Source organism: Streptomyces sp. NPDC006512, from assembly GCF_040611935.1.
Taxonomy (GTDB): domain Bacteria; phylum Actinomycetota; class Actinomycetes; order Streptomycetales; family Streptomycetaceae; genus Streptomyces.
In genome coordinates this window covers 89647-116428 of the sequence record NZ_JBEXPG010000025.1, presented here as the reverse complement: position 1 = coordinate 116428, position 26782 = coordinate 89647, and the positions used below count along the sequence as shown (strand labels likewise).

23 protein-coding genes are annotated in these 26782 nt (G+C 73.6%); 15 read left to right on the top strand and 8 right to left on the bottom strand.

The features are described from left to right. Nucleotides 1-246 precede the first annotated feature (246 nt). Complete coding sequence (locus ABZZ17_RS19285) at nt 247-933, bottom strand: VIT family protein (RefSeq protein WP_356877495.1); 687 nt, start codon at nt 931-933, stop codon at nt 247-249. Between the two features lie 76 nt (nt 934-1009). Here ABZZ17_RS19285 and ABZZ17_RS19280 point away from each other — a divergent pair, with 76 nt between their 5' ends. Together ABZZ17_RS19280 and ABZZ17_RS19275 are read left to right on the top strand one after the other, a co-directional pair. After that, on the top strand, nt 1010-2092 hold the full coding sequence (locus ABZZ17_RS19280) for a PP2C family protein-serine/threonine phosphatase (RefSeq protein ID WP_356877494.1): 1083 nt from the start codon (nt 1010-1012) through the stop codon (nt 2090-2092). 142 nt (nt 2093-2234) lie between these two features. Then, nucleotides 2235-2483: a hypothetical protein gene (locus tag ABZZ17_RS19275; protein ID WP_356877493.1), complete on the top strand. Its 249-nt coding sequence runs from the start codon at nt 2235-2237 to the stop codon at nt 2481-2483. Here ABZZ17_RS19275 and ABZZ17_RS19270 read toward each other — a convergent pair. After that, on the bottom strand, nt 2478-2732 hold the full coding sequence (locus ABZZ17_RS19270) for a hypothetical protein (protein WP_356877492.1): 255 nt from the start codon (nt 2730-2732) through the stop codon (nt 2478-2480). The two genes, ABZZ17_RS19275 and ABZZ17_RS19270, sit on opposite strands and share 6 nt — an antisense overlap. Before the next feature lie 107 nt (nt 2733-2839). Here ABZZ17_RS19270 and ABZZ17_RS19265 point away from each other — a divergent pair, with 107 nt between their 5' ends. Next, a complete protein-coding gene (locus ABZZ17_RS19265; protein WP_356877491.1) occupies nt 2840-3220 on the top strand; it encodes an ArsC/Spx/MgsR family protein in 381 nt (126 codons plus the stop codon). Nucleotides 3221-3224: 4 nt separating this feature from the next. On the opposite strand, the gene ABZZ17_RS19260 is transcribed toward ABZZ17_RS19265, so the two are convergent. Further along, nucleotides 3225-3770, bottom strand: coding sequence for an AAA family ATPase (locus ABZZ17_RS19260; protein ID WP_356877501.1), 546 nt, complete (start codon nt 3768-3770; stop codon nt 3225-3227). Between the two features lie 181 nt (nt 3771-3951). On the opposite strand from ABZZ17_RS19260, the gene ABZZ17_RS19255 reads away from it, so the two are divergent. Further along, nucleotides 3952-4488: a hypothetical protein gene (locus tag ABZZ17_RS19255; protein WP_356877490.1), complete on the top strand. Its 537-nt coding sequence runs from the start codon at nt 3952-3954 to the stop codon at nt 4486-4488. Between the two features lie 72 nt (nt 4489-4560). Here the strand turns inward: ABZZ17_RS19255 and ABZZ17_RS19250 are convergent, their stop codons facing one another. Then, nucleotides 4561-5430: a Gfo/Idh/MocA family oxidoreductase gene (locus tag ABZZ17_RS19250; protein ID WP_356877500.1), complete on the bottom strand. Its 870-nt coding sequence runs from the start codon at nt 5428-5430 to the stop codon at nt 4561-4563. Between the two features lie 290 nt (nt 5431-5720). Between ABZZ17_RS19250 and glnII the strand changes: the two genes are divergently transcribed. From glnII to ABZZ17_RS19235, 3 genes are all read left to right on the top strand, one after another. After that, a complete protein-coding gene (gene glnII, locus ABZZ17_RS19245; RefSeq protein WP_356877489.1) occupies nt 5721-6740 on the top strand; it encodes a glutamine synthetase in 1020 nt (339 codons plus the stop codon). 125 nt (nt 6741-6865) lie between these two features. Further along, a complete protein-coding gene (locus ABZZ17_RS19240) occupies nt 6866-7792 on the top strand; it encodes a hypothetical protein (protein ID WP_356877488.1) in 927 nt (308 codons plus the stop codon). 348 nt (nt 7793-8140) lie between these two features. Next, nucleotides 8141-8722 carry a winged helix-turn-helix domain-containing protein gene (locus ABZZ17_RS19235; protein WP_356877487.1) on the top strand — a complete coding sequence of 194 codons (582 nt, stop codon included), beginning with the start codon at nt 8141-8143 and terminating at the stop codon, nt 8720-8722. 111 nt (nt 8723-8833) lie between these two features. On the opposite strand, the gene ABZZ17_RS19230 is transcribed toward ABZZ17_RS19235, so the two are convergent. Further along, nucleotides 8834-10279 (bottom strand): PepSY domain-containing protein, encoded by a 1446-nt coding sequence (locus tag ABZZ17_RS19230; RefSeq protein ID WP_356877486.1) that lies wholly within the window; start codon nt 10277-10279, stop codon nt 8834-8836. Nucleotides 10280-10354: 75 nt separating this feature from the next. Continuing rightward, on the bottom strand, nt 10355-11218 hold the full coding sequence (locus tag ABZZ17_RS19225) for a hypothetical protein (RefSeq protein WP_356877485.1): 864 nt from the start codon (nt 11216-11218) through the stop codon (nt 10355-10357). 92 nt (nt 11219-11310) lie between these two features. On the opposite strand from ABZZ17_RS19225, the gene ABZZ17_RS19220 reads away from it, so the two are divergent. From ABZZ17_RS19220 to ABZZ17_RS19185, 8 genes are all read left to right on the top strand, one after another. Then, nucleotides 11311-11895: a rhomboid-like protein gene (locus tag ABZZ17_RS19220; protein WP_356877484.1), complete on the top strand. Its 585-nt coding sequence runs from the start codon at nt 11311-11313 to the stop codon at nt 11893-11895. Between the two features lie 100 nt (nt 11896-11995). Continuing rightward, nucleotides 11996-12790 (top strand): tyrosine-protein phosphatase, encoded by a 795-nt coding sequence (locus ABZZ17_RS19215; protein WP_356877483.1) that lies wholly within the window; start codon nt 11996-11998, stop codon nt 12788-12790. Nucleotides 12791-12972: 182 nt separating this feature from the next. After that, entirely contained in the window at nt 12973-14892 is a 1920-nt protein-coding gene (locus ABZZ17_RS19210; RefSeq protein WP_356877482.1) for a hypothetical protein, read from the top strand. Between the two features lie 94 nt (nt 14893-14986). Further along, a complete protein-coding gene (locus ABZZ17_RS19205; protein WP_356877481.1) occupies nt 14987-15883 on the top strand; it encodes a metal-dependent hydrolase in 897 nt (298 codons plus the stop codon). Continuing rightward, entirely contained in the window at nt 15880-16923 is a 1044-nt protein-coding gene (locus tag ABZZ17_RS19200) for a PDR/VanB family oxidoreductase (RefSeq protein ID WP_356877480.1), read from the top strand. The genes ABZZ17_RS19205 and ABZZ17_RS19200 overlap by 4 nt, the downstream gene beginning before the upstream one ends. A 63-nt stretch (nt 16924-16986) precedes the next feature. Next, nucleotides 16987-17697: a TetR/AcrR family transcriptional regulator gene (locus ABZZ17_RS19195; RefSeq protein ID WP_356877479.1), complete on the top strand. Its 711-nt coding sequence runs from the start codon at nt 16987-16989 to the stop codon at nt 17695-17697. A gap of 25 nt (nt 17698-17722) precedes the next feature. Further along, nucleotides 17723-18247 carry a GNAT family N-acetyltransferase gene (locus tag ABZZ17_RS19190; RefSeq protein ID WP_356877478.1) on the top strand — a complete coding sequence of 175 codons (525 nt, stop codon included), beginning with the start codon at nt 17723-17725 and terminating at the stop codon, nt 18245-18247. Between the two features lie 194 nt (nt 18248-18441). After that, complete coding sequence (locus ABZZ17_RS19185; protein ID WP_356877477.1) at nt 18442-19056, top strand: polysaccharide deacetylase; 615 nt, start codon at nt 18442-18444, stop codon at nt 19054-19056. A gap of 145 nt (nt 19057-19201) precedes the next feature. On the opposite strand, the gene pulA is transcribed toward ABZZ17_RS19185, so the two are convergent. Both pulA and ABZZ17_RS19175 read right to left on the bottom strand, forming a co-directional pair. Continuing rightward, a complete protein-coding gene (pulA, locus tag ABZZ17_RS19180) occupies nt 19202-24580 on the bottom strand; it encodes a pullulanase-type alpha-1,6-glucosidase (RefSeq protein ID WP_356877476.1) in 5379 nt (1792 codons plus the stop codon). A gap of 98 nt (nt 24581-24678) precedes the next feature. Next, nucleotides 24679-26385, bottom strand: coding sequence for a carbohydrate-binding module family 20 domain-containing protein (locus tag ABZZ17_RS19175; protein WP_356877475.1), 1707 nt, complete (start codon nt 26383-26385; stop codon nt 24679-24681). Nucleotides 26386-26782: the final 397 nt, after the last annotated feature.

Genomic DNA, 26782 nt, shown 5'->3' with positions numbered 1-26782 from the left:
GGGGGTGGGGGGCGGGGGGGGGGGGGGGGGGGGGCGGGGGCCCGGGGGGGGGTGTCGTCCGGGACGGGCATGATTTATGGCGCCTGGTCCGGGCCCCTGTTGCCGGTGGGACAGGGCGCCAACAAATCACGTTTTAGTCCCGGACGACACCCCACCCCGGCCCCGGCCCCGGCCGCTCGCCCTCCCGGCCGAGTCCAGCCCGCGCCGATGCCGGGGCAGAGCCCCAGGGATGGCACACGGGTGGGGTCAGGTTGTGCCCAGCCAGGTGCCGACCGCGTAGGTGACGGCCATCGCCAGCGCGCCGCCGGCCACGTTGCGCAGCACCGCCCGCGGTACCGGGGCGCCGCCCAGCCGCGCACCGGCGACCCCGCAGCAGACCAGCGCCACGAGCACCGCCGCCACCGTCACCGGCACCCGCGCGGACGCGCCCGGCAGGACGATCGCCAGCAGCGGCAGCACCGCCCCCACCGTGAACGCCGCCAGGCTGGCGAACGCCGCGTGCCACGGGTTCGCCAGCTCGTCCGGCTCGATGCCGAGTTCCACCCGCGCGTGCGCCCGCAGCGCGTCGCGTTCCGTCAGCTGCTCGGCGGCCTCCCGGGCCAGCTCCCGGCTGAGGCCCCGTTCGGCCAGCAGGCCGGTGAGTTCGTCGAGCTCCGCCTCCGGTTCCCGCGCCAGCTCGCGCCGCTCCACGTCCAGGGCCGCCCGCTCCGAGTCCCGCTGCGAGCTGACCGAGACGTACTCCCCCGCCGCCATCGACAGCGAGCCCGCCAGCAGCCCCGCCACCCCCGCCGTGAGGATCGCGGCCCGCGACGTGGTGGCTCCCGCCACGCCCACGACGAGGCCCGCCGTGGAGATGATCCCGTCGTTGGCGCCGAGCACACCCGCCCGCAGCCAGTTCAGGCGGCTGCTGATGGCCGCGCTGGTTTCCGTCACGGCTCCACTGTCGCGGGCGGTGCTCCGAGGGGCCACCCGGCGTGCGCGGCCCGGGTGCCCGTACCAGGGTGGAGGGGTGAGACGCGTACGGGAGGACCCGGGCGGGCTGCACGGGGCCCCGCCTCCGCGCTGGGCCCGGTTCGCGCCCGCCGTGGCCATGGTGGTGCTGTGCCTCGCCCAGTGGCTGACGCCCGGCACCGTCGAGCTCGGCTACTTCCTGGCGGCCCTCCCCGCCGTGGCCGCCTTCTCCTACGGCGCGGCGGGCACGACCGTCTTCGCCGCGCTGGTCCTCGCCCTGCTCGCCTTCCCCTCGCTCGGCGTCGGGCACGCCCGGGGCTCCGACCTGGCCACGGTGGCCGTCGTCGGGCTGCTCAGCGTGGTCATCGCCTGGGTGCGGCGCCGCCGCGACGCCCAGCTCGTCAGTGTCCGTACGGTCGCCGAGGCGGCCCAGCTGGCCGTGCTGCCGCCGGTCCCGGACCGGGTGGGCCCGGTGCGCTGCGCCGGTCTCTACCGGGCCGCGCAGCGCGGCACGCTGGTCGGCGGCGACCTCTTCGACGTACGGGCCGGACCGTACGGGGTGCGGGCGGTGGTGGCGGACGTGCAGGGCCACGGTCTGGCGGCGGTCGGCACGGTGGCGGCGCTGCTCGGCGCCTTCCGGGAGGCGGTGCTGGACGACCGGGGGCTGGTGGCCGTCGCGGCACGGCTGGACCGGCGGCTGGTGGCGGACGCGGCCGCGGAGTCCGTGGAGCACCCGGAGCTGTTCGCGACGGCGGTGCTCCTGGAGTTCCCGACCGGCCTGGACCTCGTACGGATCGTGTCGTGCGGGCACCCCCCGGTGCTGCTGCTGCGGGACTTCACGGCCTCGGAGGTGACGGTGGAACCGGGCCCGCCGCTGGGTCTGGGGCTGACCGGTCCGGCCCTGCCACCGGTGACGGAACTGCGCCTGCTGCCGGGCGACCGGCTGCTCGCGCACACCGACGGCGTCACGGAGGCCCGCGACCCGGCCGGTTACTTCTACCCGCTCGCCAGCCGGGTCCCGGTACTGGCGGGCGACCCCGCGGGCCTGGTCGGGGCGGTGTGGAAGGACCTGGCGGCCTTCACCGGCGGCGGCCCGCGCGACGACGTGGCCCTGCTGCTGCTGTCGCCGGAGACGGAATGACCGGTCCGTACTGATCGGATGATCAGTTGGTAACAGTGCGGGCTCCGGTCCGCTTTCCGTGTTTCCCTCGGCAGCGACGGCACCCCCGAGCACGCAGAGACGAGGCCCACCGATGCACGCACCGCACAAGCACAGGAGGCGCATGGCGGCGGTCACGGCGGCGGCCGCCGCGGCCGGCCTGCTCACCGGCTCGATGCTCCTCGCGTACGCGGCCGGCGCGAGCCATGCCGCAGGGTCCGCCGCCGTGGTCCCGGCCGGGGTACGGACCGGCTCGGTGCACGCCGTGGAGGACGAAGGAGCCGGGGGCACGGTGGTCGGCGTGCCCTTCGCCCCCGCCGCACGGTCCGGCGGGGGCCCCTCCGGCCTCCAGGGCGTCATCGCCGCGTCATGAGCCGTCGCGGATGAAGGAGCGCACCATCTTGCAGGTGAGGTTGGACGGCCGGTGGATGCCCACCCGCGCCGCCATCGTCCGGATCTTGCGGTTGGTCGCGCGCTGAGCGTCGTAGGTCCCCGTGTCGAGCAGGGATATCGCGAGCCGCATCGCCTTCAGACGGCGGTTGTGGCTCTCGTACCACTCCCGGGGCAGCCCCGCCGGCAGCGGCTTCTTCTTGGGCATCACAATGATCGCGGCAGCGGCCATCTACAGCCTCCCAAACGGTAGTTGGCTTCCTGTCGTTCTCCTTCGATTTTACCGGGGGGCACTGACAAAAGCCCCTGGCCAGACGGAGTCTGACTAGGCTTGCCGCCATGGAGATCTGGATCAATCCCGCCTGCTCGAAGTGCCGCAGCGCCCTGACCGTGCTGGACGCGGAGGGCGCCGACTACACGGTGCGCCGCTACCTGGAGGACGTACCGTCCGAGGCCGAGATCCGCGAGGTGCTGGGACGCCTCGGGCTGGAGCCCTGGGACATCACCCGCACCTCCGACCCCCTCGCGAAGGAGACCGGCGTACGGGACCTGCCGCGCGAGGAGACCGACGAGGCCCGCCGGCGGTGGATCACCCACCTGGCCGCCCACCCGAAGCTGATCCAGCGCCCGATCATCACCGCCGAGGACGGCACGGCCGTCGTCGCCCGCTCCGAGGAAGCCGTGCGCGACGCCCTGTCCCGCAGGAGCGCGGGCGGGTAGGGCACTAGGCGCTGGGCGAGCGCAGCCAGTTGGTGGCGCCCGCCACTTCGCGCGCTATGTCGGTCACGGAGCGTCCGTCGGTCGCCACTCGCACCGCGTCCAGGGGCATCCGCTCGTCCAGGATCCGCGCCTTGCGGGCGCTGCCCTCCAGCTCGTGCTCCAGCTCCGAGCCCAGTTCCCGGCCGGTCAGCCGCTCGCGGACGGTGGCGTCGGAGGCGGTGAGCACCACCCGCACGATCCTGACGTCCGCGCCCATGGCGCGCCGGAACATGCCCTCGTGCTCGGTCAGGACGCTCACGGTGTGCGTGTAGATCAGGCGGCGGTACCCGAGCTCGGCGTAGTTGGACCACAGCGCCGTCAGATTGCGTTCGGCGATCTTCCTGCGGCGGGGGTCCCCCTCCGGAGCGGGGTGTGCCTGCCCCATGAAATCGCCCTCGATGACGCAGTGGGCAACCGTCTCGGCGCGCAGACGCGCCGAGACCTCCCACCCCACCGTCGTCTTGCCGACGCCCGCGCGGCCTCCGATGAGCAATACCTCTGCTTGATCCATTCGATCCATGGCCGCACCCTGCCACCGGACGGCCGAGCCGCGCGAACCACTTGCGCACGGATCGGGGGGACGGGCCCGGGCGGTCCCCGCTCCACCCTCTAGGGTGAACTCGTACCAAAAGGAGCAAAGCGCACCAACAGCAGCAGCAGCGAAGCGGAACCAGAAGCAAGCGAAGGCCCCCATGGATCAGCAGCCGCCCCCCACGCCCCCCATCGCCGCCGGGCATCCGATTCCGCCGCCCCGGCGCGGGGCCGACTGGATGTTCGGCGGGGTGTACGGGACCGTGCTGGCCAGTGCCCTGCTCGCCGCGCTGGACCAGAAGGGCGGGGAGTACACCCCGTTCTACGACGCCAGCTGGGTCCTCGTCACCGCTGCCGCGGCCGGGCTCGCCCACGGGTACTCGCACCACATGGCGACCCATCAGCCCGGTTCGGCCGGGTACCGGTGGCGGGTGATGGGCCGCGCCCTGTGGAACGAGTGGCCGATGATCGCGGCCACCCTGCCCACCGTGCTCCTGCTGCTCCTGGCCGGGCTCACGGAGTGGGAGCGTTACGGGGTGACGGCCGTCGGGCTCGGCCTGAACACCGCGCTGCTCTTCGCCTGGGGGGCCTTCGTGGCCGTACGCGTCGGCTACCGGCTCCGCGCGGCGCTGCTGATCGGCCTGGCCGACGCGGCGATCGGCCTGGCCATCATCGCCGCGAACGCCGTCATCAAGTAGAGCCGTCATCGGGCCACGCCGTCATCAGGCAATGCCGTCGCCAGGCAACGCCGTCCTCAGGCAACGCCGTCGTCAATCGGCGAGCTGCCCCTCCGCCCGCGCGAGGATCTCCGTCAGCCGCGCCCCGAACTCCGCCCCGCGCGGGTCGGGGACCCCCGTCCGGGCGGAGGTGAGCAGGGCGTCCAGGGCGCGGCCGTAGGCGCCGGGTACGTCGCTCCAGTCGGGCAGGGCGAAGACGCCCTCGGCCCCGCGCAGTTCGAGCCCGACGCCGGCGGCGGCCCGGGGCGCGCCGAGGCTGAGTACGGCGGTGCTGGCGGCGCCGGAGGAGTGGCGCAGGGCGAGCTGGACGACGTCGGAGGGGCCCCGTGCGGCGGTGACGTCGGTGACGTCGCCCAGTACGGGGATCAGGACGGACAGGGCGTGCGGGCCGACGTCCCACAGGCCGCCCTTGGACTTGCGCCAGGGGGAGTCGGCGTAGGCGCTGGGCGTGCCGTCGGGCGGGAAGACGGCGCCGAGCCAGTGGGCGGAGGCGGTGAACCAGCCGGTGCGCGCGGCCTGCTCGTCGACCCATCCGGCGGTGGGTTCGGCGAAGCGGAGGGTGAGGAAGACGACGGAGGCGACCTGGTGGTGCGCGGCGGCGTCGGCGACGGCGCGGGCGTCCTCGACGGTCGTGGCGACGGGTTTGTCGAGCAGCAGGTGGCATCCGGCGGCGGCCGCGCGGACGGCGAGGGGGGCTTGTACGTCCGGCGGGAGGGCGAAGGCCACGGCGTCGCAGTCGGCGAACAGCGCGTCGGGGTCTTCGTACACCTTCACGCCGTACGCCTGGGCCAGCTCGGCGGCGGCTTCGGGGCGCCGCCCCCACACTCCGGCGAACTCGGAGCCGGTGTGGGCGGCGAGGGCGGGGGCGTGGGTGCGCTGGGCCCAGGGGCCCGTGCCGAGCAGGCCGACCCGGGGGCGGGGGCTGCCGGAGGCCTGGTGGGGGGCGGGGCCGGGGGCTGCCTCGGGGGCGCCGTCGGCGGAGTTCAAATCGTACGAAATGCTCACGCGCCCAGTCTGCCGCACTCGGACGGGCGTGCGGCCGCCAACCCGCACAACCCGTCCCACCTGCGGGGTAAACCTCGGTAACACGGGGTTCACACACGGGCAACGGAAGAGAAATCGCGGCGGGGGACTCTGCGGAGGACGGAGGACACCAGGCGATCCGCAGCACCCGCAGAGTCAGGATGGGGCCCGTGAGCTACAAGGCTGAGTACATCTGGATCGACGGCACCGAGCCGACGGCGAAGCTTCGCTCCAAGACGAGGATCCTGGCGGACGGCGAGGCGCTGCCGATCTGGGGCTTCGACGGGTCCAGCACGAACCAGGCCGAGGGTCACGCCTCGGACCGCGTGCTCCAGCCGGTGTTCTCCTGCCCGGACCCGATCCGCGGCGGTGCCAACCTCCTCGTGCTGTGCGAGGTCATGAACATCGACATGACGCCGCACGAGTCGAACACCCGGGCTCTGCTGCGTCCGGTCGCGGAGGAGTTCGCCGGTCAGGAGCCGATCTTCGGCATCGAGCAGGAGTACACCTTCTTCGACGGTGCCCGCCCGCTCGGTTTCCCGGTGAACGGCTTCCCGGCGGCGCAGGGCGGTTACTACTGCGGTGTCGGTTCGGACGAGATCTTCGGCCGCGAGATCGTCGAGAAGCACCTGGACCACTGCCTGGCGGCGGGTCTGAGCATCTCCGGGATCAACGCCGAGGTCATGCCGGGCCAGTGGGAGTTCCAGGTGGGTCCGGTGGGTCCGCTGGAGGTGTCGGACCAGCTGTGGATCGCGCGCTGGCTGCTGTACCGCACGGCCGAGGACTTCAACGTGTCGGCGACGCTGAACCCGAAGCCGGTCAAGGGTGACTGGAACGGCGCGGGCGCGCACACCAACTTCTCCACGAAGGCGATGCGCGAGGACTACCGGGCGATCGTCTCGGCGTGCGAGGCGCTGGGCGAGGGCTCCAAGCCGCTGGACCACGTCAAGAACTACGGCGCGGGCATCGACGAGCGTCTGACGGGGCTGCACGAGACGGCTCCGTGGAACGAGTTCAGCTACGGGGTGTCCGACCGCGGCGCGTCGGTGCGCATCCCGTGGCAGGTGGAGAAGGACGGCAAGGGTTACATCGAGGACCGCCGCCCGAACGCGAACGTCGACCCGTACGTGGTGACGCGACTGATCACGGACACCTGCTGCACGGGCCTGAAGAAGGACGGCCTGGTCTGAGACCGGCGCCACCGGCAGACCGGCGCCACGGACAGACCGGCGCCACCCGGACAGCACGGCCGCCCGTCCTCCCCCGTGGGAGGGCGGGCGCCGTGCTGTCGGTGGCGTCTGTCAGGGTGTGGCCCATGCTGCCCGTGAAGATGCACACCGAGCGCGCCGAGTCCTACGAGCGGCCCGCGGTCCCGCTGTTGTCCGAGTTGGTGGAGCGGATCGGTGCGGACGGGGACAGGTTCCTGGTGGTGAACCGGGTCCCCGACGATCCGGACGTCTTCGTCCAGGTGTGGCACGAGGCGGGCGGGGAGTACCAGTTGGAGCACCGGGCGGGCGGTCCGGACCGGCACTTCCAGGCGTTCGTGCCCTCGGCGGCGGGGGTGGTGGAGGTGATGCTCCGCTGGGCCCGGCAGGAGGAGGGCTGGGATGCGGGGCCGGCGTGGAAGCGGCTGGAGTTCCCGGTGGAGGAGGTGCCGGCGCTCGACGCGGCGGTGGAGGAGCAGGTGGCGGGGCTCGTCCGGGAGAAGCTGGTGTGCGGCTACGAGGGCCGGGCGGAGCTGGCCGAGTACGCCGGGTACGTCCTCGGGGACGCGGAGGGTGGCGGGCCCGCGGTCTCCGCCGCCCAGGCGCGGCTGCTGGTGGACCGGCTGTGGCGGGAGCGGGTGGCCGAGCAGGCCGGCTGGGAGGGCGAGACCGATCCCGAGCGGGTGACGCGGGCGTTCGAGGCGCTCGGCGCGAGCGGGCTCACGGCGCGGGAGAACTTCACCTGCTGCCGCAACTGCGGGACCGGGGAGATCTGGGGTGACGGTGAGGAGGACGCGCGGGGGTTCGTCTTCTTCCACTCGCAGTGCACGGAGGGCGCGGCCGCGGGGGGCGACCTGTGGCTGCTGTACGGGTGTTTCGAACCGCCCGCGGAGCTGCGGGAGGAGCTGACGGCGGCGATCGGCCGGGAGGTGGTGGCCGCGCTGGACGGCGTGGGGCTGTCGTGGGCGTGGGACGGGTCCGCCCAGGATGCGATACGGGTGACCGGACTGGACTGGCGGAAGCGGCTCACGGGCTGACTGTTTGTCGGGAATGTGACGTCTTTACGACACCTTGATCACGGAATATGAGATTCCGCTCCACCTGGTGAGACGGGACCTGCCCCGGGCCCCGCACATCTGCTTCAATGAGCCCATGGCCAGCCATTCGCACTCCTCGACAGGTCGCAGCGACCTCGAGCCGTTCTGGCCCTCCCGTCAGGATCACGATTTCGACCGGGTGTGTTGCCGCGCGAAGAACGCGCCGGCCCTCTAAAGCCTTCCGGGACCTCCCAAAGACCCGCCCGAGGCCTTCGGTCTGCGCGGTACGACAACGACGACGTACGTACGTCTCCTGCCGACCACTCCGCGTGAAAGAGCTGACCACTCATGGCTAACACCCGTTCCATCGCTTCTGCCGCCTCCGCTGCGACCTCCGCTCCCCTGACCTTCCCGCCCAGTCCGCGCCATCGGCTGCGGGCCGTGGACCGGGACGAGGTGGCCCGCGTCGTGGACCTGCTCCCGCCCGGCGCCACCTGGCTCCCCGCACCCCAGCACACCCTGCCGGCGCTGCCCGGCCAGCCGCCGATGGTCGGCTACCTGGTCCTCGTACCGGCCGACCAGCAGCCCATCGCCTTCGCCCCGCAGTCCGTCCCGCTCCCGGCGCCCGAAGCCCCGCGGACCACGGGCGACGCGCTCGTCCGGATCGACGCGGCGCAGCGCACCGCCGAGGTGGACGGCCAGGTCCTGGACCTGACCTACCTGGAGTTCGAGCTGCTCGCCCACCTCGTGGCGCACCCCCACCGGGTGCACAGCCGGGACCAGCTGGTGACCACGGTGTGGGGCTACGGCCACGTCGGCGACGGCCGTACGGTCGACGTCCACATCGCCCGGCTGCGCCGCAAGCTGGGCGCGGCGCACCGCGGGACGATCCAGACCGTCCGCCGGGTGGGCTACAAGTACGCGCCCTGACCGGTCCGTTAGGCCGCGGGCCGACCATCGGGCCGAAGGCCGGCGAGCAGGCCGGCAAGCGGGCGGGCCCGCACTCCCCGGGGGAGTGCGGGCCCGCCTGTTTCGTACGTACTAGGCCTGCGGCGCGGAGGCTCCGGCCCGGCGGCGGGCCGCCGCGAAGCCGAGGAGCACGTCACCCGCGAGGAAGACGAGCAGGCTGATCCCGAGCATCGGGACGAACCACCCGGTGAGCGCGGTCAGGCAGGCCAGCGGCAGCAGGACCGTCACCGGCAGCTTCCGCCAGGCGCCGCGCGGCTGCGGCCGGCCCACCGAGAGCCTGCGCTCCTTCGTGGGCCGGCGCATCCACCACATCCGGTAGCCCCAGACGACGAGGAACATCACGGCGACGGCGAGGGCCGCGAGGGCGATCTGGTTGACGAGCCCGAAGGTCAGGCCCATGTGCAGGTCGATGCCGAAGCGGGTCAGCTTGGCGAGCAACGGGTAGTCGGCGAAGCGCAGTTCGTCCATGATCCGGCCGTCGGCGGGGTCGACCGCGACGGAGTCCAGGTGCACGGGGAACTGCTTGTCGGTCTCCTTGACGACGTAGCCCTTGCCCTGGGCGGGAAGGGTGACGCGCAGGCTCTCGGTGACCCCGGCGGCCCGGGCGGCTTCCACGGCGCGGTCGATGCCGACGTCGGCGGTGGGCGGCGGCGGGGGCATCTCCATGCCCTCCGTCATGACGTGCCCGGCGTGCTCGTCGGCGCCGCCCGCGGCCCCGGTCAGCGAGGCGGCGACGGACGGGGTGGCCCCGCCGAGGCGGTCCTGGAGCTGCCCGATGTTCTCGCCGGCGTACCGGGACCAGGTCAGGCCCGTGGCGGACAGGACGACGAGTCCGGCGACGGCCCACAGGCCGACGGCGCCGTGCCAGGACAGGGTGCGGCGGCGGCCGGTGGCCTTGCGGTCGGGGACGACGAGGTGGGCCTTGCGGGAGCGGCGGCGGCCGATCCACAGGGCGAGCCCGCCGAGGGCGACGACCCACAGCCAGCTCGCGGCGAGCTCGCTGTAGTTCCGGCCGAACTCCCCGAGCTGGAGGCTGGCGTGGAACTCGCTGAGCCAGGCCCGCAGCGGCAGCGCGTCCCCGGCGGTGGTGAGCTGCCCGCGCACGTCGGCCGTGTACGGGTCGACGAACACGGTGAGGGTCTCGCCCTCGCCGAGTCCCGGGCTCTCCATGACGACCCGGGTGGTGGCCTCCTCCTCGGGCGACGGCCACACGCCGAGGACCTTGCCCTGGGGCGCGGCGCCCCGGGCGGCCTGCACCTGGGCGCTGAGCGGCAGGGCGCTCTCGCCGACCCGGGCGACCGTCAGTTCGTCGGAGTAGAGGATCTTCTCGGCCTGCCAGGAGCCGGCGTACAGCAGGCCGGTGGTGGCGGCGAGGAACAGGATCGGGGCTATCAGCAGCCCCGCGTAGAAGTGCAGGCGCAGGAGCAGCGGGCGCAGGGCGGCCCAGGTGCCGCCGGTGCGCTTCGGCGGTGCGGCGGAGTCCCCGGTGGGGGCGTCCGGAAGCACGTCGAGGGACATGTCGGTCCTAAGGGTTGGCGAAGACATGGGTGGGCGGCCCCAGGTCTCGCCCCCTCGCCGAAGGAGGTGCGCCGGTCAGGCGCGGGCAGGACGGCCGGGGGCCGTGGCTCGGGTGTTCCACCCGGCGGGCGGGCCGCGCCGGACCGCCGTGTGCGCGTGGACGGCTCCGCGCAGCCGGCGCGGCCGGTCGCAGGGGGCGCAGTGCGCGGGCGGGGTCGGTACGAGGGCCACGCGGGTGCGGACCAGCGCGAGGGCGCGGGCGAGCGGGCGGGCCGCCAGCAGCGCGGTCGCGCCGAGGGCGCCGGCCAGCCGGAAGACGGCGGCCTCGCCCCACGCGAGCCAGGCGGCGCAGAAGAGTCCGGCGAGGACGTGGGCGGCGATCATGCCGACGCCGCCGTGACCGGCCATGGAGGCCATGTCGGCCATGTCGGCCATGCCTGACATTGCGTCGGCCGCGCCCGACGCGCCGTCGACCGTCCCGGTCATCCCGGTCATCCCGGTCATCCCGGCCATGCCGTCGGACGTGCCGGACGGCACCGGCATGCCCTCGGCCGTGCCCATGGGAGCCGTGCCCGGCACGTGCGTCGTCCCCGCCGGGCCGTCGGCCGCGGGCATCGCGTGCGCGTGATGGTGGCCGGGCATCGGCTCCGGCGGGGCGACGGGAGCGGCGGTCGCGGGGTGGTGCGCCTGGCCCGCGGAGAAGGCCAGGTGGAGCGCCCCCTGGACGGTGAGCAGGGCGACGGTGATCCCGGCGGGCCCGCGGCGGCGGCCGGCGGCGAGCCAGGCGAGTCCGCCCGTCACCGCGAAGGCGCCCGCCAGCCAGCCGACGGGGACATTCATCCCGGACATGTACGAATGCCCCAGCGCGCCCAGCGCGACGCACACGGCCGCGAACATCGCGGCCCGCACGACGCGCACCGGCGCGGGGGTTCCAGACATGTTCCGGTCATTTTCCCACGAGGCCCGGTGGTGTCCGCAGCGGGGCGGTATCCGATCATGGGCGGGTGAATCCATTGCCATGGTCATGGTCATTGCCCCTCGGCGCGGTGTACACGGCGGGGGTCCAGCTCGGGGCCCACGCGCTGGAGCGGCTGGGTCCGCCGCGCCGCGACCGGGTGCTGCGCGGCTGCTCGACGAACGTCGACAACCTCGCCGCCGGACACTGGGAGACCCTGCTCGCCAGCGCCTTCGTCGTCGAGGAACCGATGCCGCTGCCGTACGCGCTGCTGCTGGTCGCGGTGCTCGGGTACGCGGAGTACGCGTACGGCGCCTGGTGGACGGCCGCCGTGTTCCTCTTCGGGCACGCCTCGGCGACCCTCCTCGTGTACGGGGCGCTGCGGCGCACCGCCGACCGCGAGACCCGGCGCGCTCTGGACGTGGGCACGAGCTACGGGTTCAACGCCGTGCTCGGCGCCCTGACCTCGGCCCTGCCTCGGGGGACCGTGCGCAACACCGCCCGGGTGGGCCTGCTGGCGCTGGCGGCGCAGCCGGTGCTGCGCCGCGGCCGGACCTTCACCGACGCCGGGCACCTCGCGGCGCTGGGCGTGGGGATCGGCCTCTCCCTGGCCTTCGACCGGCATGCGGGACAGGATCATCGGAAAATCGCTCTTGCGTGACCTGAATGATACGAATGATGTGAATGACACGAGTAATCCAGTTGCTCGTCCCCACCCGCTCGCCCTTCCCCGCCGCGCGCATACCGCTGGAGACGCCACGATGACCGCCAAGCCCTCCACCACCGTCGCCAACCTCCGCGACCTCGGTGGCACCCCGCTCGCCGGCGGCCGGACCGTCCGCCCCGGCCTCGTGCTGCGCTCGGGCGCCCTCGACCGGCTCGACCTCGCCGCCGACCCGGTGGTGGCCGCGCTGGGGCTGCGTACGGTCATCGACTTCCGCAGCGACTCCGAGCGCGCCGACCACCCCGACCGGCTGCCGCAGGGGGCGCGGCTGGTGGTGCGCGACGTGCTGGCCGACAAGATGAACGACGGCAAGATGCCGGCCGCCACGCAGCTCAAGGACCTGCTCGCCGATCCGGTGGTGGCCGAGGAGCACCTGGGCGGCGGCCGGGCGCAGGCACTCTTCGGGTCGGTCTACCGGTCGTTCGTGAGCTCCGGCTCCGCGCAGGCCGCGTACCGCACGCTGCTCATCGAGGCGGCCGATCCGGAGTCGGGTCCGCTGCTGTTCCACTGCACGGCCGGCAAGGACCGTACGGGCTGGGGCGCGACGCTGATCCTCTCGCTGCTCGGCGCCGACGACGACACCCTGATGGCGGAGTACCTGTCGGTGAACCCGGCGGTCAAGGTGGCCTTCGCGCCCATGATCGAGGGCTTCACGGCGGCGGGCGGGGACCCGGACATCGCGCTGGCGCTGATCGGGGTGTTCCCCTCCTACCTGGAGGCGGGGCTGGACGAGGTGAGCACGCGGTACGGGTCGATGGAGAAGTACGTGCGCGAGGGCCTGGGCGTGCCGGACGGGACCGTCGAGGCGCTGCGGGCCAGGCTCGTCGCCTGACGGGCGGGGCCGATCGCCCGACGGGCGCAGCCGATTGCCTGACGGGCGGAGCCGATCGCCCCACGGGCCCGGCCCGGGGCCGACGGGCCGGGGAGCCCGGACGCGTCGCGGGCCGCTCGGTTCGTCCGAACGTGTGCGCTGGGGACGGGTGACCATCCGACGAATCGCTCGTTCTGCTGAACGTGACTGCGCCGGATACCGCCACCCGCCCCCTGCCTCCCGACGTCGAGCAGGCCGAGGCCGCCATCGTCGAGCACTACCCGCGGCTGGTGCGGCTCGCCTATCTGGTGCTGCCGCCCGCCCTCGGCCGCAACCGGCGGGTGCTCACCGCCCACTCGCTGACCCAGCGGGCCCTGCCGCGCGGCCGGCGGGCCCCGGAGGCCGACGCGGTGCGCGGCGGGGTTCCGGCGCAGCGCGGGGCGGACGGGCCCGAGTCGGGGTACGCGTACGTCCGGCTGCGCGTGCTGCGCTCCGCCCTGGAGGCGGGGATCCCGCTGAGCTTCCGGGCGCTGCCGCTGCGCGGGCAGCTGCCGCCGCTGCTCCCCCAGGTGTGGGGGCTGCGGCTGTTCCCGCGTGCGGGCGGGGCCGAGGAGCTGGCGCTGGACCAGTGGCTGGCCACCCTGAACGGGCCCGGGCGGGCGGCGTGCGTCCTGCGGGCCCTGGAGGGGCTGGCGGAGCCGGACGTGTTCCGGGTCCTCACCGAGGCCGGGGTCGCCGATCCGGCGGCGGCCATCGCGGAGTCGGGGGATCCCGCGCACGACGGCCTCTTCGCCTCCCCCGAGTTCGATCCGTGCGTGCTCCAGGCCCGGCCCACCGACCTGCTGCGCCGGCGCCGTCTCACGCGGGCCGCCCTGGCGGCGGGCGCGGCCCTCGCGGTGTGCGGGGCGCTGCTGGCGCTGCCGGGCGGGGGGTGGGGCACCGACGGGCCCGCGGCCCCGCCGTACGCGCTCAACGCGGCGGCGGAGCAGGCCCTGGATCCCGGCCAGCTGGTGCGGGCCGCGCCGGCGGCCTGGCGCACCTCGTCCCGTACGGACTACTCGGCGTGGCCCGCCCGCGGCGACCGCGCCGACGACGCGGAGCTGCTGCGCCGGGCGCTGGCCGTGTGGGCGCGGCCGGGGAAGTCGGTGGTCGTCTCGGCGACCCCGGGGACGCCGTCCGGGCCGGCGATGGGGCCGCCGCAGCTGTTGTTCGCCGGGACCGTGGACCAGGCGGTGGTGGTGCTGCTGCACGACGGGCTGCGGGTGGTCCGGTACGCGGAGCCGCGCTCCGGGACGGCGGGCGCGGCCCTGGACTTCGCCCGGACGGACGGGGCGTCCGCGGACACGGCGACGGGGCTGGTGCTCAGCCGGGTCGACGGCAACGTCCGCTACCTGACGGCCCCGTGGGTCACCGGCGCGGCGCTGCGGGACCTGCTGAAGCCCGGTGAGGCGCCGGTGCCGCTGAAGCTCACCGCGGACGGGATCACCCCGCCGGTCGCGAGTCCCGCCCCGGGCGGCAGCTGTACCAGCTGGAACGCGCTGGCCCTGACCGGCGACGGGGCGACCCGGCTGGTGACGGACCTCGGGGAGCTGACCCCGGCCCGGCTGACCTCGGGTGCGCCGGGGGCCTCGCGGGACGTGTCGGAGGCGGCCGAGCTGGGCGAGTGGTCGAGGATCGCCTGCCTGCTGCCGTCGGTCCGTTCGCACGGCGTGCGCAGCGTCAACGCCTGGACGTACGCGAAGCAGCCGCTTCCCGAGGGCGACGGTACGGCGACGTGGCTGTGCACGCGGGCCGAGACCTGGCAGGGCCTGTCGGACCGGGTGCAGGCCCAGTTCCTGGCCCCCGGGGCCACGCCGGCCGCCCAGGCGGCGAAGGCCGAGGGGTCGGCGGCGTGCGGGCCCCGGGAGCCCAAGGTGCTGGCCGGGGTGCTGTGGAAGTCGCGGGCGGGGAGCTGGTACGTACTGGCGGCGGGCAGTGCGCAGTTCGCCTCGCTGTCGGTGTCGGGCAGTGGGGTGAACGGTTCCGCGAACGGGAACCGGCTGGCCCTCAAGGCTCCGGAGGGTGCGCAGGTGGATCTTTCCGGCAAGCTGACGGACGGCACTAAGGCCGGGGTGCTGCGCTAGCGGCGTGACCGGGACGCTCGGTGGGCCGCGGCCGGCGGGAGATTGCCGTGTCGGAGGGGTTTTCCTCTCCGGTACCCATCAGTACATTGACGCCATGTCTAATACGCCGCTCGTGCCCGCCCCCGTGGCGTCGGAACACATAGACCTCCAGCCCCGGAACGTGTCCTTCTCCTGGCAGGACACCCCGCTCCACTGGCTGCCCGGCGATCCCTTCGCCGGGCACACCATCAACGTGCTGCACCTGCTGCTGCCCGCCGGTGAGCGCTGGTTCGTCCACGTCTACAAGCAGGTCCTCCCGTACATCACGGACGAAGGGCTGCGGGCGGACGTCATCGGCTTCATCGGGCAGGAGGCGATGCACGCCGCCGCGCACGACGACGTGCTCCCGCACCTGAGGCGCCTGGGCCTGGACCCCACCCCGTACACCGCGCAGGTGGACTGGCTGTTCGAGAAGCTCCTCGGCGACCGGACCCTGCCGCCGGGGCGGCCCCGCAGGTGGTGGCTGATGGAGCGGGTCGCGATGATCGCCGCGATCGAGCACTACACGGCGTTCCTCGGCGACTGGATCCTCAACGCCGGGGAACTGGACCGGCGGGGCGCCGACCCGACGATGCTGGACCTGCTGCGCTGGCACGGCGCGGAGGAGGTCGAACACCGTTCGGTGGCCTTCGACCTGTTCATGCACGTCGACGGCAACTACCGCCGCCGGGCCCGGACCTGGGCGACCGCCTTCACCGCCCTGGTGTTCCTGTGGCAGCGCGGCGCCCGCTTCTTCATGGAGAACGACCCGCACCTGCCCGCCGCGAAGGCCTCCCTGGGGCAGTTCTTCCGGGCGGGGCAGCAGGGCGTCCTGCCCTCGACGGGGGCGATGCTGAAGTCGATCCCGACCTACCTCTCCCGTACCTACCATCCCTCGCAGGAGGGGTCGACGGCCCAGGCGGTGGCCTACCTGGCGACCTCGCCCGGCGCCAACGGCGGGGTGCGGCCGTGAGGCGGGCCCTGACCGTGACGGCGGTCGCCGGGGCGGCGCTCCTGACCCGGCGCGCGCTGCGGCGGCGCATCGGCCGCTCCCCGCTCTGGCCGCTCCCGGCGCTGGAGAACCCTGTGTCGGGGCACTCCCCCCGCCGGCTGCTGCGCGCCCTGATCGTCTCCCGTACGGAGCCCGCCGACGGGGTGCTGCGGCTCGTCCTGGAGTCCGCGGAGCTGCCGGCCTGGACCCCGGGCGCGCACGTGGACGTCGTCCTCCCCTCGGGCCTGGTCCGCCAGTACTCGCTGTGCGGGGACCCCGCCGACACCGGCCGGTACACGATCGCCGTCCGCCTGATCGAGGACGGCCGGGGCGGCTCCCGCGAGGCGCACGCACAGCTCGTGGAGGGCGCCGAGCTGGAACTGCGGCCGCCGCGCAACCGGTTCGAGCTCCTCCCGGCCCCTTCGTACGCGTTCGTCGCGGGCGGCATCGGGATCACGCCGCTCCTGCCGATGCTCCGCGCGGCGACGGCGGCCGGCGCGGACTGGACCCTCCTCTACGGGGGCCGCTCGCGCGCCTCGATGCCGTTCCTGCCCGAACTCGCCTCCTACGGGGACCGGGTCACCGTCCTGCCCGAGGACGAGACGGGCCTGCCCGATCTGAGCCCCCTCGCCGCGCTCGCCCCGGGCACGCTGGTCTACTGCTGCGGCCCCGACGCCCTGATGCGGGCCGTCACCGCGGCGGCCGCGGACCCTGCGGCGGTCCGGCTGGAGCGGTTCAGCCCGGAAGCGACCGGTCCCGCGCGGGCCTTCACGGTGGAACTGGCCCGCTCGGGCACCACCGTCGAGGTCGCCGCGGACGAATCGGCCCTGACCGCGGTGCGCCGCGTCCTGCCCGACACCCCGTACTCCTGTGAGCAGGGCTTCTGCGGCACCTGCCAACACCGGGTCCTGGCGGGCGACATCGACCACCGCGACGAACTCCTCACCGACGCCGAACGCGCCGACTCGATGCTCCTGTGCGTCTCCCGAGCCACGACGAACCGGCTGACACTGGACCTGTAGGTCCGGCGAAAGGGCCCGGACCAGCGAGGAGCCCCTGGCCGGACGGCGAAGTAGGGTGTCGGCATGACAACCGGGGTGCGGCGCAGGATGGGTGTCGAGGAGCGGCGGCAGCAGCTGATCGGGGTTGCCCTGGAGCTGTTCAGCAACCGCTCGCCCGACGACGTGTCCATCGACGAGATCGCGGCGGCCGCGGGGATATCCCGGCCGCTCGTCTACCACTACTTTCCGGGCAAGCTGAGCCTGTACGAGGCCGCGCTGCGGCGGGCCGCCGACGAGCTGGCGCAGCGGTTCGTGGAGCCGCACGAGGGGCCGCTCGGGGCGCGCCTGCTGCGGGTGATGGGGCGGTACTTCGCCTTCGTCGACGATCACGGGCCGGGTTTCTCCGCGCTGATGCGGGGCGGTCCGGCGGCCGGGAGCAGCCGGACGAACGCGATGATCGACGAGGTGCGGCAGGCCGCGTACGAGCAGATCCTCGCGCACATCGGCGTACAGCGGCCGCCCGCCCGGCTGGAGCTCGTGGTGCGGTCGTGGGTGTCGCTCGCCGAGTCCACGGCGCTGCTGTGGCTCGACGGGCGCCGGATCCCGCGGGCGGAGCTGGAGCTGCAGCTGGTGCACGACTTCGCGGCGCTGGCGGCGGTGAGCGCGGCGTACGACGCGGAGATGGCGGGGATCCTCGTGCAGATCCTCGCGGACGAGCCGGCCGACGGACCGTTCGGCGAGCTGGTCGGGCGGCTGGCCGGGCTGGTGCCGGGCGGGCCCGCCGGGCCTCGTTGACCTGGCGCGCGGAGATAATGCCCGCGTGATCATTGACGACGGGGTGTTGTTCCGGCCGGCCGAGGAGAAGGACGCCGGCATTCTGGTGTCGCTGTACGACCAGGCCGCCCGGTGGATGCGCAAGAACGGGATCGACCAGTGGAAGCCGGGCGAGAAGGACGCCGCGCACTTCCGCGCGAAGATGCGCGAGGGTGAGGTGTGGCTCGCCGAGGACGCCGACGGCCGGGTCGTCGGCGCGTACGAGCTGTGGTGGTCCGACGAGGAGGCCTGGGGGGTCCAGCCGCCCGTCGCGGGCTACGTGCACCGCCTGATGGTGGAGCGGGAGGCCGCGCCCGCCGGGACGGGCCGGCGGATCCTGGAGCACGCCGAGTGGCGGATCGCCCGGACCGGGCGGGAACGGGCCCGCCTGGACTGCGTGTCGACGAACCCGCGGCTGCTCGCGTACTACCGCTCCGCCGGGTACCGGGTGGTCGGCGAGTTCCCGTCCAAGCAGGGCCGGGACGGGAAGGTGTACGGGGTGATCCTGCTGGAGCGGCGCCTCGACGTCTGACGGCGCGCGCACCCGCCCCGGCGCACGCCCCCCGCCCCGGCCCGCGCCCCCGCACGGGGGACGTCCCGGGCGCAACCACCCGGCCCGCGCCATGCCCGGTCCGCTCTCGGCCTCTGCCCGGGCTTCCGCTTGCCGCCCCTTCCGGCGCGCCGGTACTGATGGGCGCGACCAGTCGGTACCAGGAGGGGAACACCATGAGGAATTCCGGGAGCAGGACCGCGGGAGCCGTCTTGGGCATGGCGCTGGCGTGCGTGCTGGGGGCCGCGGGGGCGGCCGGGGCCCAGCAGCAGCCGTCGGCGCCTTCGGCGGCCGGTGTCACGGCGGCCGCGGGCACCGCGTCCGTGCAGGCGCCCGCCGCGGTGGTCGAAGAGGTCAGGGCGGCGACGGCCAGGCAGCGTGCGCTGGCCCCGAACGCCCGCGTCGTCTGTTACGCGGCCCACGTCCAGGACGTCGGCTGGCAGTCGACGGTGTGCGACGGCGCGGTGGCCGGGACCACCGGGCAGAGCCGCCGGATGGAGGCCGCGGTGATCGCGACCGGCGGGGTCGGCGGTATCTGTGCCAACGCCCACCTCGCCGACGTCGGCTGGCAGGGCTGGCGGTGCGCCGCGGACGGCGCGGCCGTGACGGTGGGCACCACCGGCCAGTCGCGGCGGATGGAGGCGCTGGGGCTCCAGGTCGGCTCCGGGAGCGTCGCGGCGCAGGCGCACGTACAGGACCACGCCTGGCTGAACGCGGCGGCCGGGAACCCGGTCTACGTGGGGACCACCGGGCAGTCCCGGCGGATGGAAGCCCTCCGCATCTGGGTCTGACCGGGCCCGGCTCCGCCCGCGGCGGGGTGACATGACGGGGGCGGTGCCGGTCGTGATGACCGGCACCGCCCTGTCGTCCTGCGCGTTCCTGTCGCTCCTCTACGTTCCTGCCGTTCCTGCCGTTCCTGTCAGCCGGTGCCGCCGTTCAGGAGCGCTTGAAGACCGCCACCGTGCGGGCCGGGGTGGTGAACTCCCCCGTCGCCGCGTCGTGGACGGCGGACTTCACCGCCGGGTCGGCGCCGTTCGCCTGCACCGGGTGCAGGGCGTACCGGCTGCCCGCGAGGGCGGGAAGGCGCTGCTCCTGGGCGGTGGGCGTGGCGTTGAAGACCACCACCAGGTCGCCCAGGGTCATGGTGATCACGCCCGGGGTCTCGCCGGTGCCCGAGAGCGGGAAGGCCAGCTTCGCCTGGACGGCGTCCGCCGTGGTGAGGGCGAAGGCGCTCTCCGTCGTACGGATCCTCAGCAGGTCCCGGTAGGCGGCCGAGGCGCCGTTGATCTCGGCGCAGCCGGGGGCCGGGCCGCTCAGCAGGGGCTTCGCGTAAGGCCACTTGGAGGCGTTGTCGGCGGCGGGCGGCAGGCCCCGGCCGAAGCCGTTGCCGTCGCGGCAGTCCCAGTGGAGGGCGTTGAACCAGTCGCCGCTGTCGTAGGAATTGCGGTCCAGGGACTTGGAGCGGAGCAGGTCGGTGCCCGCCTGGGAGAGGGCCGGGCCCTGGGACAGCGCGGCCGTGGCCATGGCCAGGACCTGCATCCGGGCCTGGTCGGCGGTGGAGGTGCCCTGCGGGAGCTTGAAGGTGAGGGCGTCGGCCAGGGTCTCGTTGTCGTGGGCGTCCACGTAGGCGAGGGCGTCGCCGGGGGCGGCCGCGTAGCCGGCCGGGGCGCCGTTGTAGTCCACCTCGGAGCCCTTGACGCGGCGGCCGGTGGTGTCGGTGAACGCGTACGAGGCGAGGTTCCCGGACAGCCCCACCTTGATCAGGTCCTGGGAGTGCAGGAGGCGGGTGCGCTGTTCGGCCGGGGTGCCGTTCGCGGGCGAGGCGTTCGGGGCGGTGAACAGACCGGAGGCGAAGCCCTGCACGCGCGGGTCCTCGTCGAAGGGGCCGCCGCCGCGCACGGCGTCGCGGGCCCGGTCGGAGAAGGTGGCGATGCCCGTGCCGGCCATGTTCTTCTGCGTGGCCTGGACGAAGCGGGCGTCGTCGGCGATCTCGCCGAAGTTCCAGCCCTCCCCGTAGAGGACGATCTTCTTGCCGTCCACCCCGTCCTTGGCGGGGGTGAGCGCGTCGAGGGCCTTGCGGACGGCCAGGATGTTGTCCTTCGGGTGGTGGCCCATCAGGTCGAAGCGGAAGCCGTCGACCTTGTACTCCTTGGCCCAGGTGACCAGGGAGTCCACGACGAGCCGGCCCATCATGGCGTTCTCGGGCGCGGTGTTGGCGCAGCAGGTGGAGGTGGCGACGCCGCCGTCCGCGAGGAGCCGCTGGTAGTAGCCGGGGACGATGCGGTCGAGGACCGACTTGTCGGCCTGCCCGGAGGCGACGGTGTGGTTGTAGACCACGTCCATGACGGTGCGCAGTCCGGCGCCGTTCAGGGACTGCACCATCTTGCGGAACTCGACCGTGCGGGCGGTGCCGTTCGGGTCGCTCGCGTACGAGCCCTCCGGGACGGTGTAGTGCAGCGGGTCGTAGCCCCAGTTGTAGGAGTCCTTGGCGGCGGCCGCCGCCACGCAGGCCTGCTGCTCCTCGCTGTCGGGGGCGTACACCTTGAGGTCGCAGGCCGGTTCGGTGCGGTCGGCGGGCTTCTCCGGGATGGTGCCGATGTCGAAGGCCGGCAGCAGGTGGACGTACGAGGTGCCGGAGGCGGCCAGGTCGCGCAGGTGCCGCATGCCGGCCGAGCCGGTGTCGGTGAAGGCCAGGTACTGGCCGGGGTGGGTGCTGGTGCGGTCCGCGACGGAGAAGTCACGGACGTGCAGTTCCTGGATCTGGGCGGAGGTGAACGGCACGGCCGCCGGCTTGCGGAGGTCCTTCCAGCCGGGCGGGGCGAGCTTCGGGTCGGCGAGGTCGACGGCGAGGCTGTGCGTCGAGTCGGCGGTGAGGGCGGTGGAGTAGGGGTCGGTGACGAGGTTGCGGACGACCTGGCGGGTCGTCGGCGCCCAGACGGTCACGGCGTAGCGGTAGGGCTTGCCGGTCCAGGAGCGTTCGCCGCGCACCGACCAGACGCCCGTGGTGTCGTCGCGGCGCATGGGGACGCTGCGGCCGTCGAGTTCGAGGGCGACCTGCTGGGCGGTCGGCGCCCACACGGACAGGGTGGGGCGGCCGTCCTTGAAGACGGGGCCGAGCGGGCTGTTCGTCGCGTACAGGTCGTCGAGGACTCCGGCGAGCTGGACGCCGGTGGCGGCGAGGACGGCGCCGTTCGCGGCGCGGGCGCTCGCGACGAGCTGGCCGCGCAGGGCCTCGCGGACGCGTTCGCGGTCGCGGGGGTCGACGGTGAAGGCCGGGTAGGCCGCCAGGTGCGGGAACTTCTGCTTCTGGGCGGCGGTGAGCTCGGAGCGGTTCAGCCGCAGCCAAGCCGCTCCGGCCTCCCGGAGGGTGCCGTTCTCCGCCGTGATCCGGCCCTCGCGGGAGGCGAGGAGCTGGACGGACGCGGCGGCCGCGGGTGCCTTCCACGCGACGGTGTCCCGGTCGATCCAGACGGCCTCGGCCTTGGTGAGGTCGAGGGCGGCGGCCGATCCGGCGGGCTGCGGCAGGAGGTACCCCGCGCGGCCGCCCAGCATCCACACCTCGTGGCCGGTGGCCTTCAGGTCCAGGGACTGGTCGGTGGGGAGGTCCTTCTCGTCGCCCTTGTGGAGGATGTAGCTGAGGCTGGTGGCGCCGGCCGCGAGCGGAACCTCGTAGACCGCCCCGTAGGAGTCGGTGCGTACGGGCATCAGCGGCTTCGACCAGTCGGTGGGGTTCGCGGCGCCGGCCCAGACGTGCAGGCCCCAGCCGTCGTACGCGCCGTCGGGGCGCTGGTAGTGCAGCACGGCCTTGGTCTGGTCCTGCGGCGGGTAGGCGGGGCGGTCGGTGCGGGCGGGTTCCTTGCCCTGCTCCAGCCAGATCTCCCCGGTCTTCGTCACGTCGACGGTGCGGTCGGTGGCGACGTCCTTGTTGCCGTCCTTGTCGATGACGAGGTAGCTGACGGAGGAGGCGCCGGGCTTGAGCCTGACGTACGCGAACGCCCCGTAGGCGTCGCGGCCGGTGAAGGCGTGCCCCTCCGGCCACGGGGTCGTCTCGCCTTCCGCGAGGTCTCCCCAGGCGTAGAGCCGCCAGTTCGCGTAGTCGCCGTCGGGGCGGTTGTAGTGGACGACCGCGTAGTCGCGCTGGGTGGCGGTCGGGGTCTCCTTCGGCGGGGCCTGCCCGGCGACGGACGCGGCGCGGGCGCCGGCCGTGCGCCCGGCGGAGTCGACGACGACGGCCTTGTACCGCAGGGGCGTCCCGGCCGGGGCCGTGACGTGCTGCGTCACCTTGTACGGGGCGTGGTCGGCGGAGCCGAGGACCTGCCACGCGCCGGTACCGGCCTGCGCGGCGAACACGACCCGGTTCAGGCCGCCGCCGGTGACCTCCGCGGACAGCTCGACGGTGCCGGTCGCGCCGGGCGCCGGGGCCTTCAGGGTGAGCGCGGGCCCGGCCGTGGGCGCGGCGAGCGGTGCCACGGCCTGGAGGACCACCGAGCCGAGTGCGGGCAGCGGGACGGTGAGCTTGCCGGCCGCGGAGGCGCGGATCAGCGCGGTGCCCCCGTACAGGGTGCGGTACTGGGCGCCGGCCGGGGCGTCGACCTCGACGGTGCGGGCTCCGGCGGCGTTGTTCGCGGCGACCAGGTACTCGGTCCGGGTGCGGGCGTCGGTCCGTGCGAAGGCGTACGCGGACCCGTCGGCGAGGCGCTCGCTCTGTACTCCGTCGCGCAGGGCCGGGTGGTCCTTCGTCAGCTTCGAGAGGGCGCTGATCTGGCGGTAGAGCGGGTGCTGGGGGTCGTAGGCGTCACTCGCGTGGGTACGGGCGGTGCCCAGCTGGTCGTCGTCGAGGTAGTCGGCGGTCCGGGAGGCGAAGAGGGGCTGGCGGGCGTCCTTGTCGCCGCCCGCGCCCGTGAACCCCTGCTCGTCACCGGAGTACACCACCGGGTTGCCCCGGGAGAGGAACATCAGCTCGTTGGCGAGGCGGTAGCGGTCCAGGAGCTCCTGCTCCCCCGCGCCGGGCCGGTCCTGCTTCAGGAAGGTCCCGAAGCGGCCCATGTCGTGGTTGCCGAGGAAGGTGACCTGCTCGTAGGCGTTCGCCTTGTCGGTGGTGTACCGGTAGTCGTCGGCCAGTACGGAGCCCAGCCGGCCGGCGCCCGCGCCCTGGGAGGCGTACGCGCGGATGGCGTCCTGGAGCGGGAAGTCGAGGGTGGCGTCGAGGCGGCCACGGGTGACGTAGGGGGAGGTGACGGCGGTGTCGGCGGAGTAGACCTCGCCGAACATGAAGAAGTCGTCCCGGCCGCGCTTGGCGGCGTACGCGTCGAGGGCGGTGGCCCACTGGGTCCAGAATCCGGTGTCGACGTGCTTGACCGTGTCGATCCGGAAGCCGTCGATGTCGAAGTCCTTGACCCACTTCTCGTAGATCTTCTCCATGCCGCTGACGACCTCGGGACGCTCGGTCCACAGGTCGTCGAGCCCGGAGAAGTCACCCTGCTCGGAGGACTCGCCGGCGAAGGTGGAGTCACCGCGGTTGTGGTACATCTGCGGGTCGTTGAGCCAGGCCGGGACCTTCAGGTTCTTCTTCGCCTCGGGCACGAAGGGGGTACGCGGGAAGGAGGCGGGACCGGTCTTCGGGAACTTGTCCTTGTCGTTGCCCTTGTCCTTCCCCTTGTCCTTCGTCTCTCCCCCGGAGTAGTCGGCGTCGTCGAAGGGGACGCCGTCCTTGGTCAGGTAGGGGAACGCGCCCTTCGACAGGTAGGAGCGGGAGCCCTCGCGGTAGTCGACGACGTCGGCGGTGTGGTTGGTGATGACGTCGAAGAAGACCTTCATCCCCTTGCGGTGCGCCGCGTCGACGAGCTTCTCCAGGTCGGCGTTGGTGCCGAAGTGCGGGTCGACCTGGGTGAAGTCCGTGATCCAGTACCCGTGGTAGCCGGCCGAGGCGGCGTCGCCCTCGCCCTGCACCGGCTGGTTCTTGAAGATCGGCGCCATCCAGATGGCGGTGGTGCCGAGGCCCTTGATGTAGTCGAGCCGGTCGGTCATCCCCTTGAGGTCCCCGCCCTGGTAGAACCCCTTGTCCGTCGGGTCCAGGCCGGTCTGGAGCCGGGTGCCGGTCAGGCCGCCGGTGTCGTTGCGGGGGTCACCGTTCGCGAACCGGTCGGGCAGGACGAAGTAGAACTGCTCCCGGGTCAGGTCGTGCCGGGCCGGCTCGGCGGCCAGTTTCGCGTCCGGGGGCGGGGCGGGGGCCTGTGCGGCGGCCGCCGCCGGGAGGACGGGCAGCAGCGTCACGGCCAGGGCGGCGGCGAGCACTCCTGCGGCAGGGCGTATCAAGGCGGGTTCTCCTCGGTCGCGTGGGTCACGGGATGGAGGGCCGCCCGGCGGTGGCGGGTTCTGGGGTGCCGGGCGGCCCTGGTCTGCGGGGCGGCGGCTCAGCCGCGCCAGGTGTCGGCCGCCGTGACCTTGCCGCTCGCCGGGACGGTGGCGGTGCGGTTGGCCCCGCCCTCCCAGGTGACGTTCCCGGCGGCGTCCTTGCGCACGTACTTGTAGGCGAAGGCCGTACCGGCCGGGAGGGCGACGTCGAGCTTCCAGACGGGGTAGGCCGCCGGGTCCAGCTTCAGGGCGGCGGCCGTGTTCCAGTTGCCGAGCTCGGCCCGGTCGCCGGTGACGTACACGTCCTGGCCGGGCACGGTCGTCGCGTTGACGGCGAAGGAGACCCCGGTGGTGGCCGGGGTGGACGGGGTGCCGGTGCAGGTACGGGCGTTGACGTGCAGGGCGAGCGCCGTACCGGCGGCGACGGTCGCGGTGAACTGGCCGGAGCCGTTCACGGAGACGGGCCGTCCGCTCTGCACGTCGCAGTAGTCACCGGCCGGGAGGGAGGTCTGGAAGGTGCGGGTGAGCGCGGACCCCTCGTGGTTGACGACCACGTACGCCTTGGCGCCGCGCCCGAAGGCGATCTGGTCGCCGCCGTTGTCCCACCAGTTCGTGACGGACTGGCCCCGGGCCGCGTTGCGGAAGCCGACCATGGAGGAAATCTCCCGCCAGGCGTGCTGGCACTTCCATCCGTCGGCGTAACAGGCGTTCACCGCACCGCCGTTCGGCGGGCCGGCGTCCTTGTCGGACCATTCGTAGCCGGAGTGGACGTCCGGGGAGCCGTAGGGCCAGGCCAGCATGAAGACGTTGGCCAGGGTGTAGGCGGAGCCGTTCTTGTAGCTGAGGGTGTCACCGACGCGCTCGGTGTCGTGGTTGTCGACGAACACGCCGCTCTGGGCGGAGGGCATGTGGCCCCAGGCCTCGCCGAAGTTCTTCAGGTAGGCCAGGTTCTCGTTCTGGAAGACCCGCTTGAGGTCGCGGGCGTAGCGGAACTCCTGCACGTCGCCGCTGCCGAGGTACTCGGCGGGCGAGACGGCCTCGCCCGCCCCGAATATGGCCTCCTGCTTCCAGTAGACCCCGGGGTTCGTCAGCCGGGACTTGATGTTCGCGAGGTCGGCGGCGGGCATGTGCTTGGCGGCGTCGATCCGGAACCCGTCGACGCCGAGGGAGAGCAGGTCGTTCAGGTAGCCGGCGATCTTGCCGCGTACGTGGTCCTCGCCGGTGTCCAGATCGGCCAGCTGCACCAGCTCGCAGTTCTGGACGTTGCCCCGGTCCTGGTAGTTCGAGATCGTCGCCCGGCAGTCGTCCATGTCGGCGCCGGAGTAGAGGCCCGGGTATCCGTACTTCGTGTACGAACTCCCCCCGGTCCCGGTGCCGTCGCCGGCGGCCATGTGGTTGACGACGGCGTCGGCCACCACCTTCACCCCGGCGGCGTGGCAGGTGTCCACCATCCGCTTGAACGCGGCCCGGTCCCCGAGCCGGCCGGCGATCTTGTAGCTGACGGGCTGGTACGAGGTCCACCACTGGGGGCCCTGGATGTGCTCCTGGGGCGGCGAGACCTGGACGAAGCCGTACCCGGCGGGGCCGAGGGTGGTGGTACAGGCCGAGGCGACGGAGTCGAACCGCCACTCGAAGAGCACGGCGGTGACGTCCCGCTCCCCGGGCGCGGCGGCCCGCGCCTGCGGCGCCTGCGCGACGAGGGACCCGGCGGCGGCAACTGCGGCGACGGCGAAAAGGGTTGCAGCTCTGGCGGCTCTGACAGGCATGCGGGGGGCCTCCTGGCGTAGAGGTGGGGATTGCACGCGACCGTAGGGCCAGGCCGGAAGTGTTGCAAGAGTTTGCGCAAGAGGTTGCAGATTTGTTTCCGGGGGGCGCGCGGGGTTGCACGGGGCGGGGCTCAACTCATCCGCATCAGGGAGGGTTTGGCGGTTTCCCGTCAGTCTCATCGTCTCTCCGGGGCGGACCGGTCCCTCAAGGGCGCTCACTTCGTTCGCGTCGCTACGCGATGGCCTTCGGCCACCCTTGACCGACCGCCCCACCCCGGAAAGCCGAAGACCGACGGGAACCCCCCAAAAGAACGGTCACGGGGAAGAGGGGGAGGAGCGGGTCTCTCAGCGATGAGCCGAGGGGCCGGGGGTCGGCCGACCGGGCACACGGCCCCCT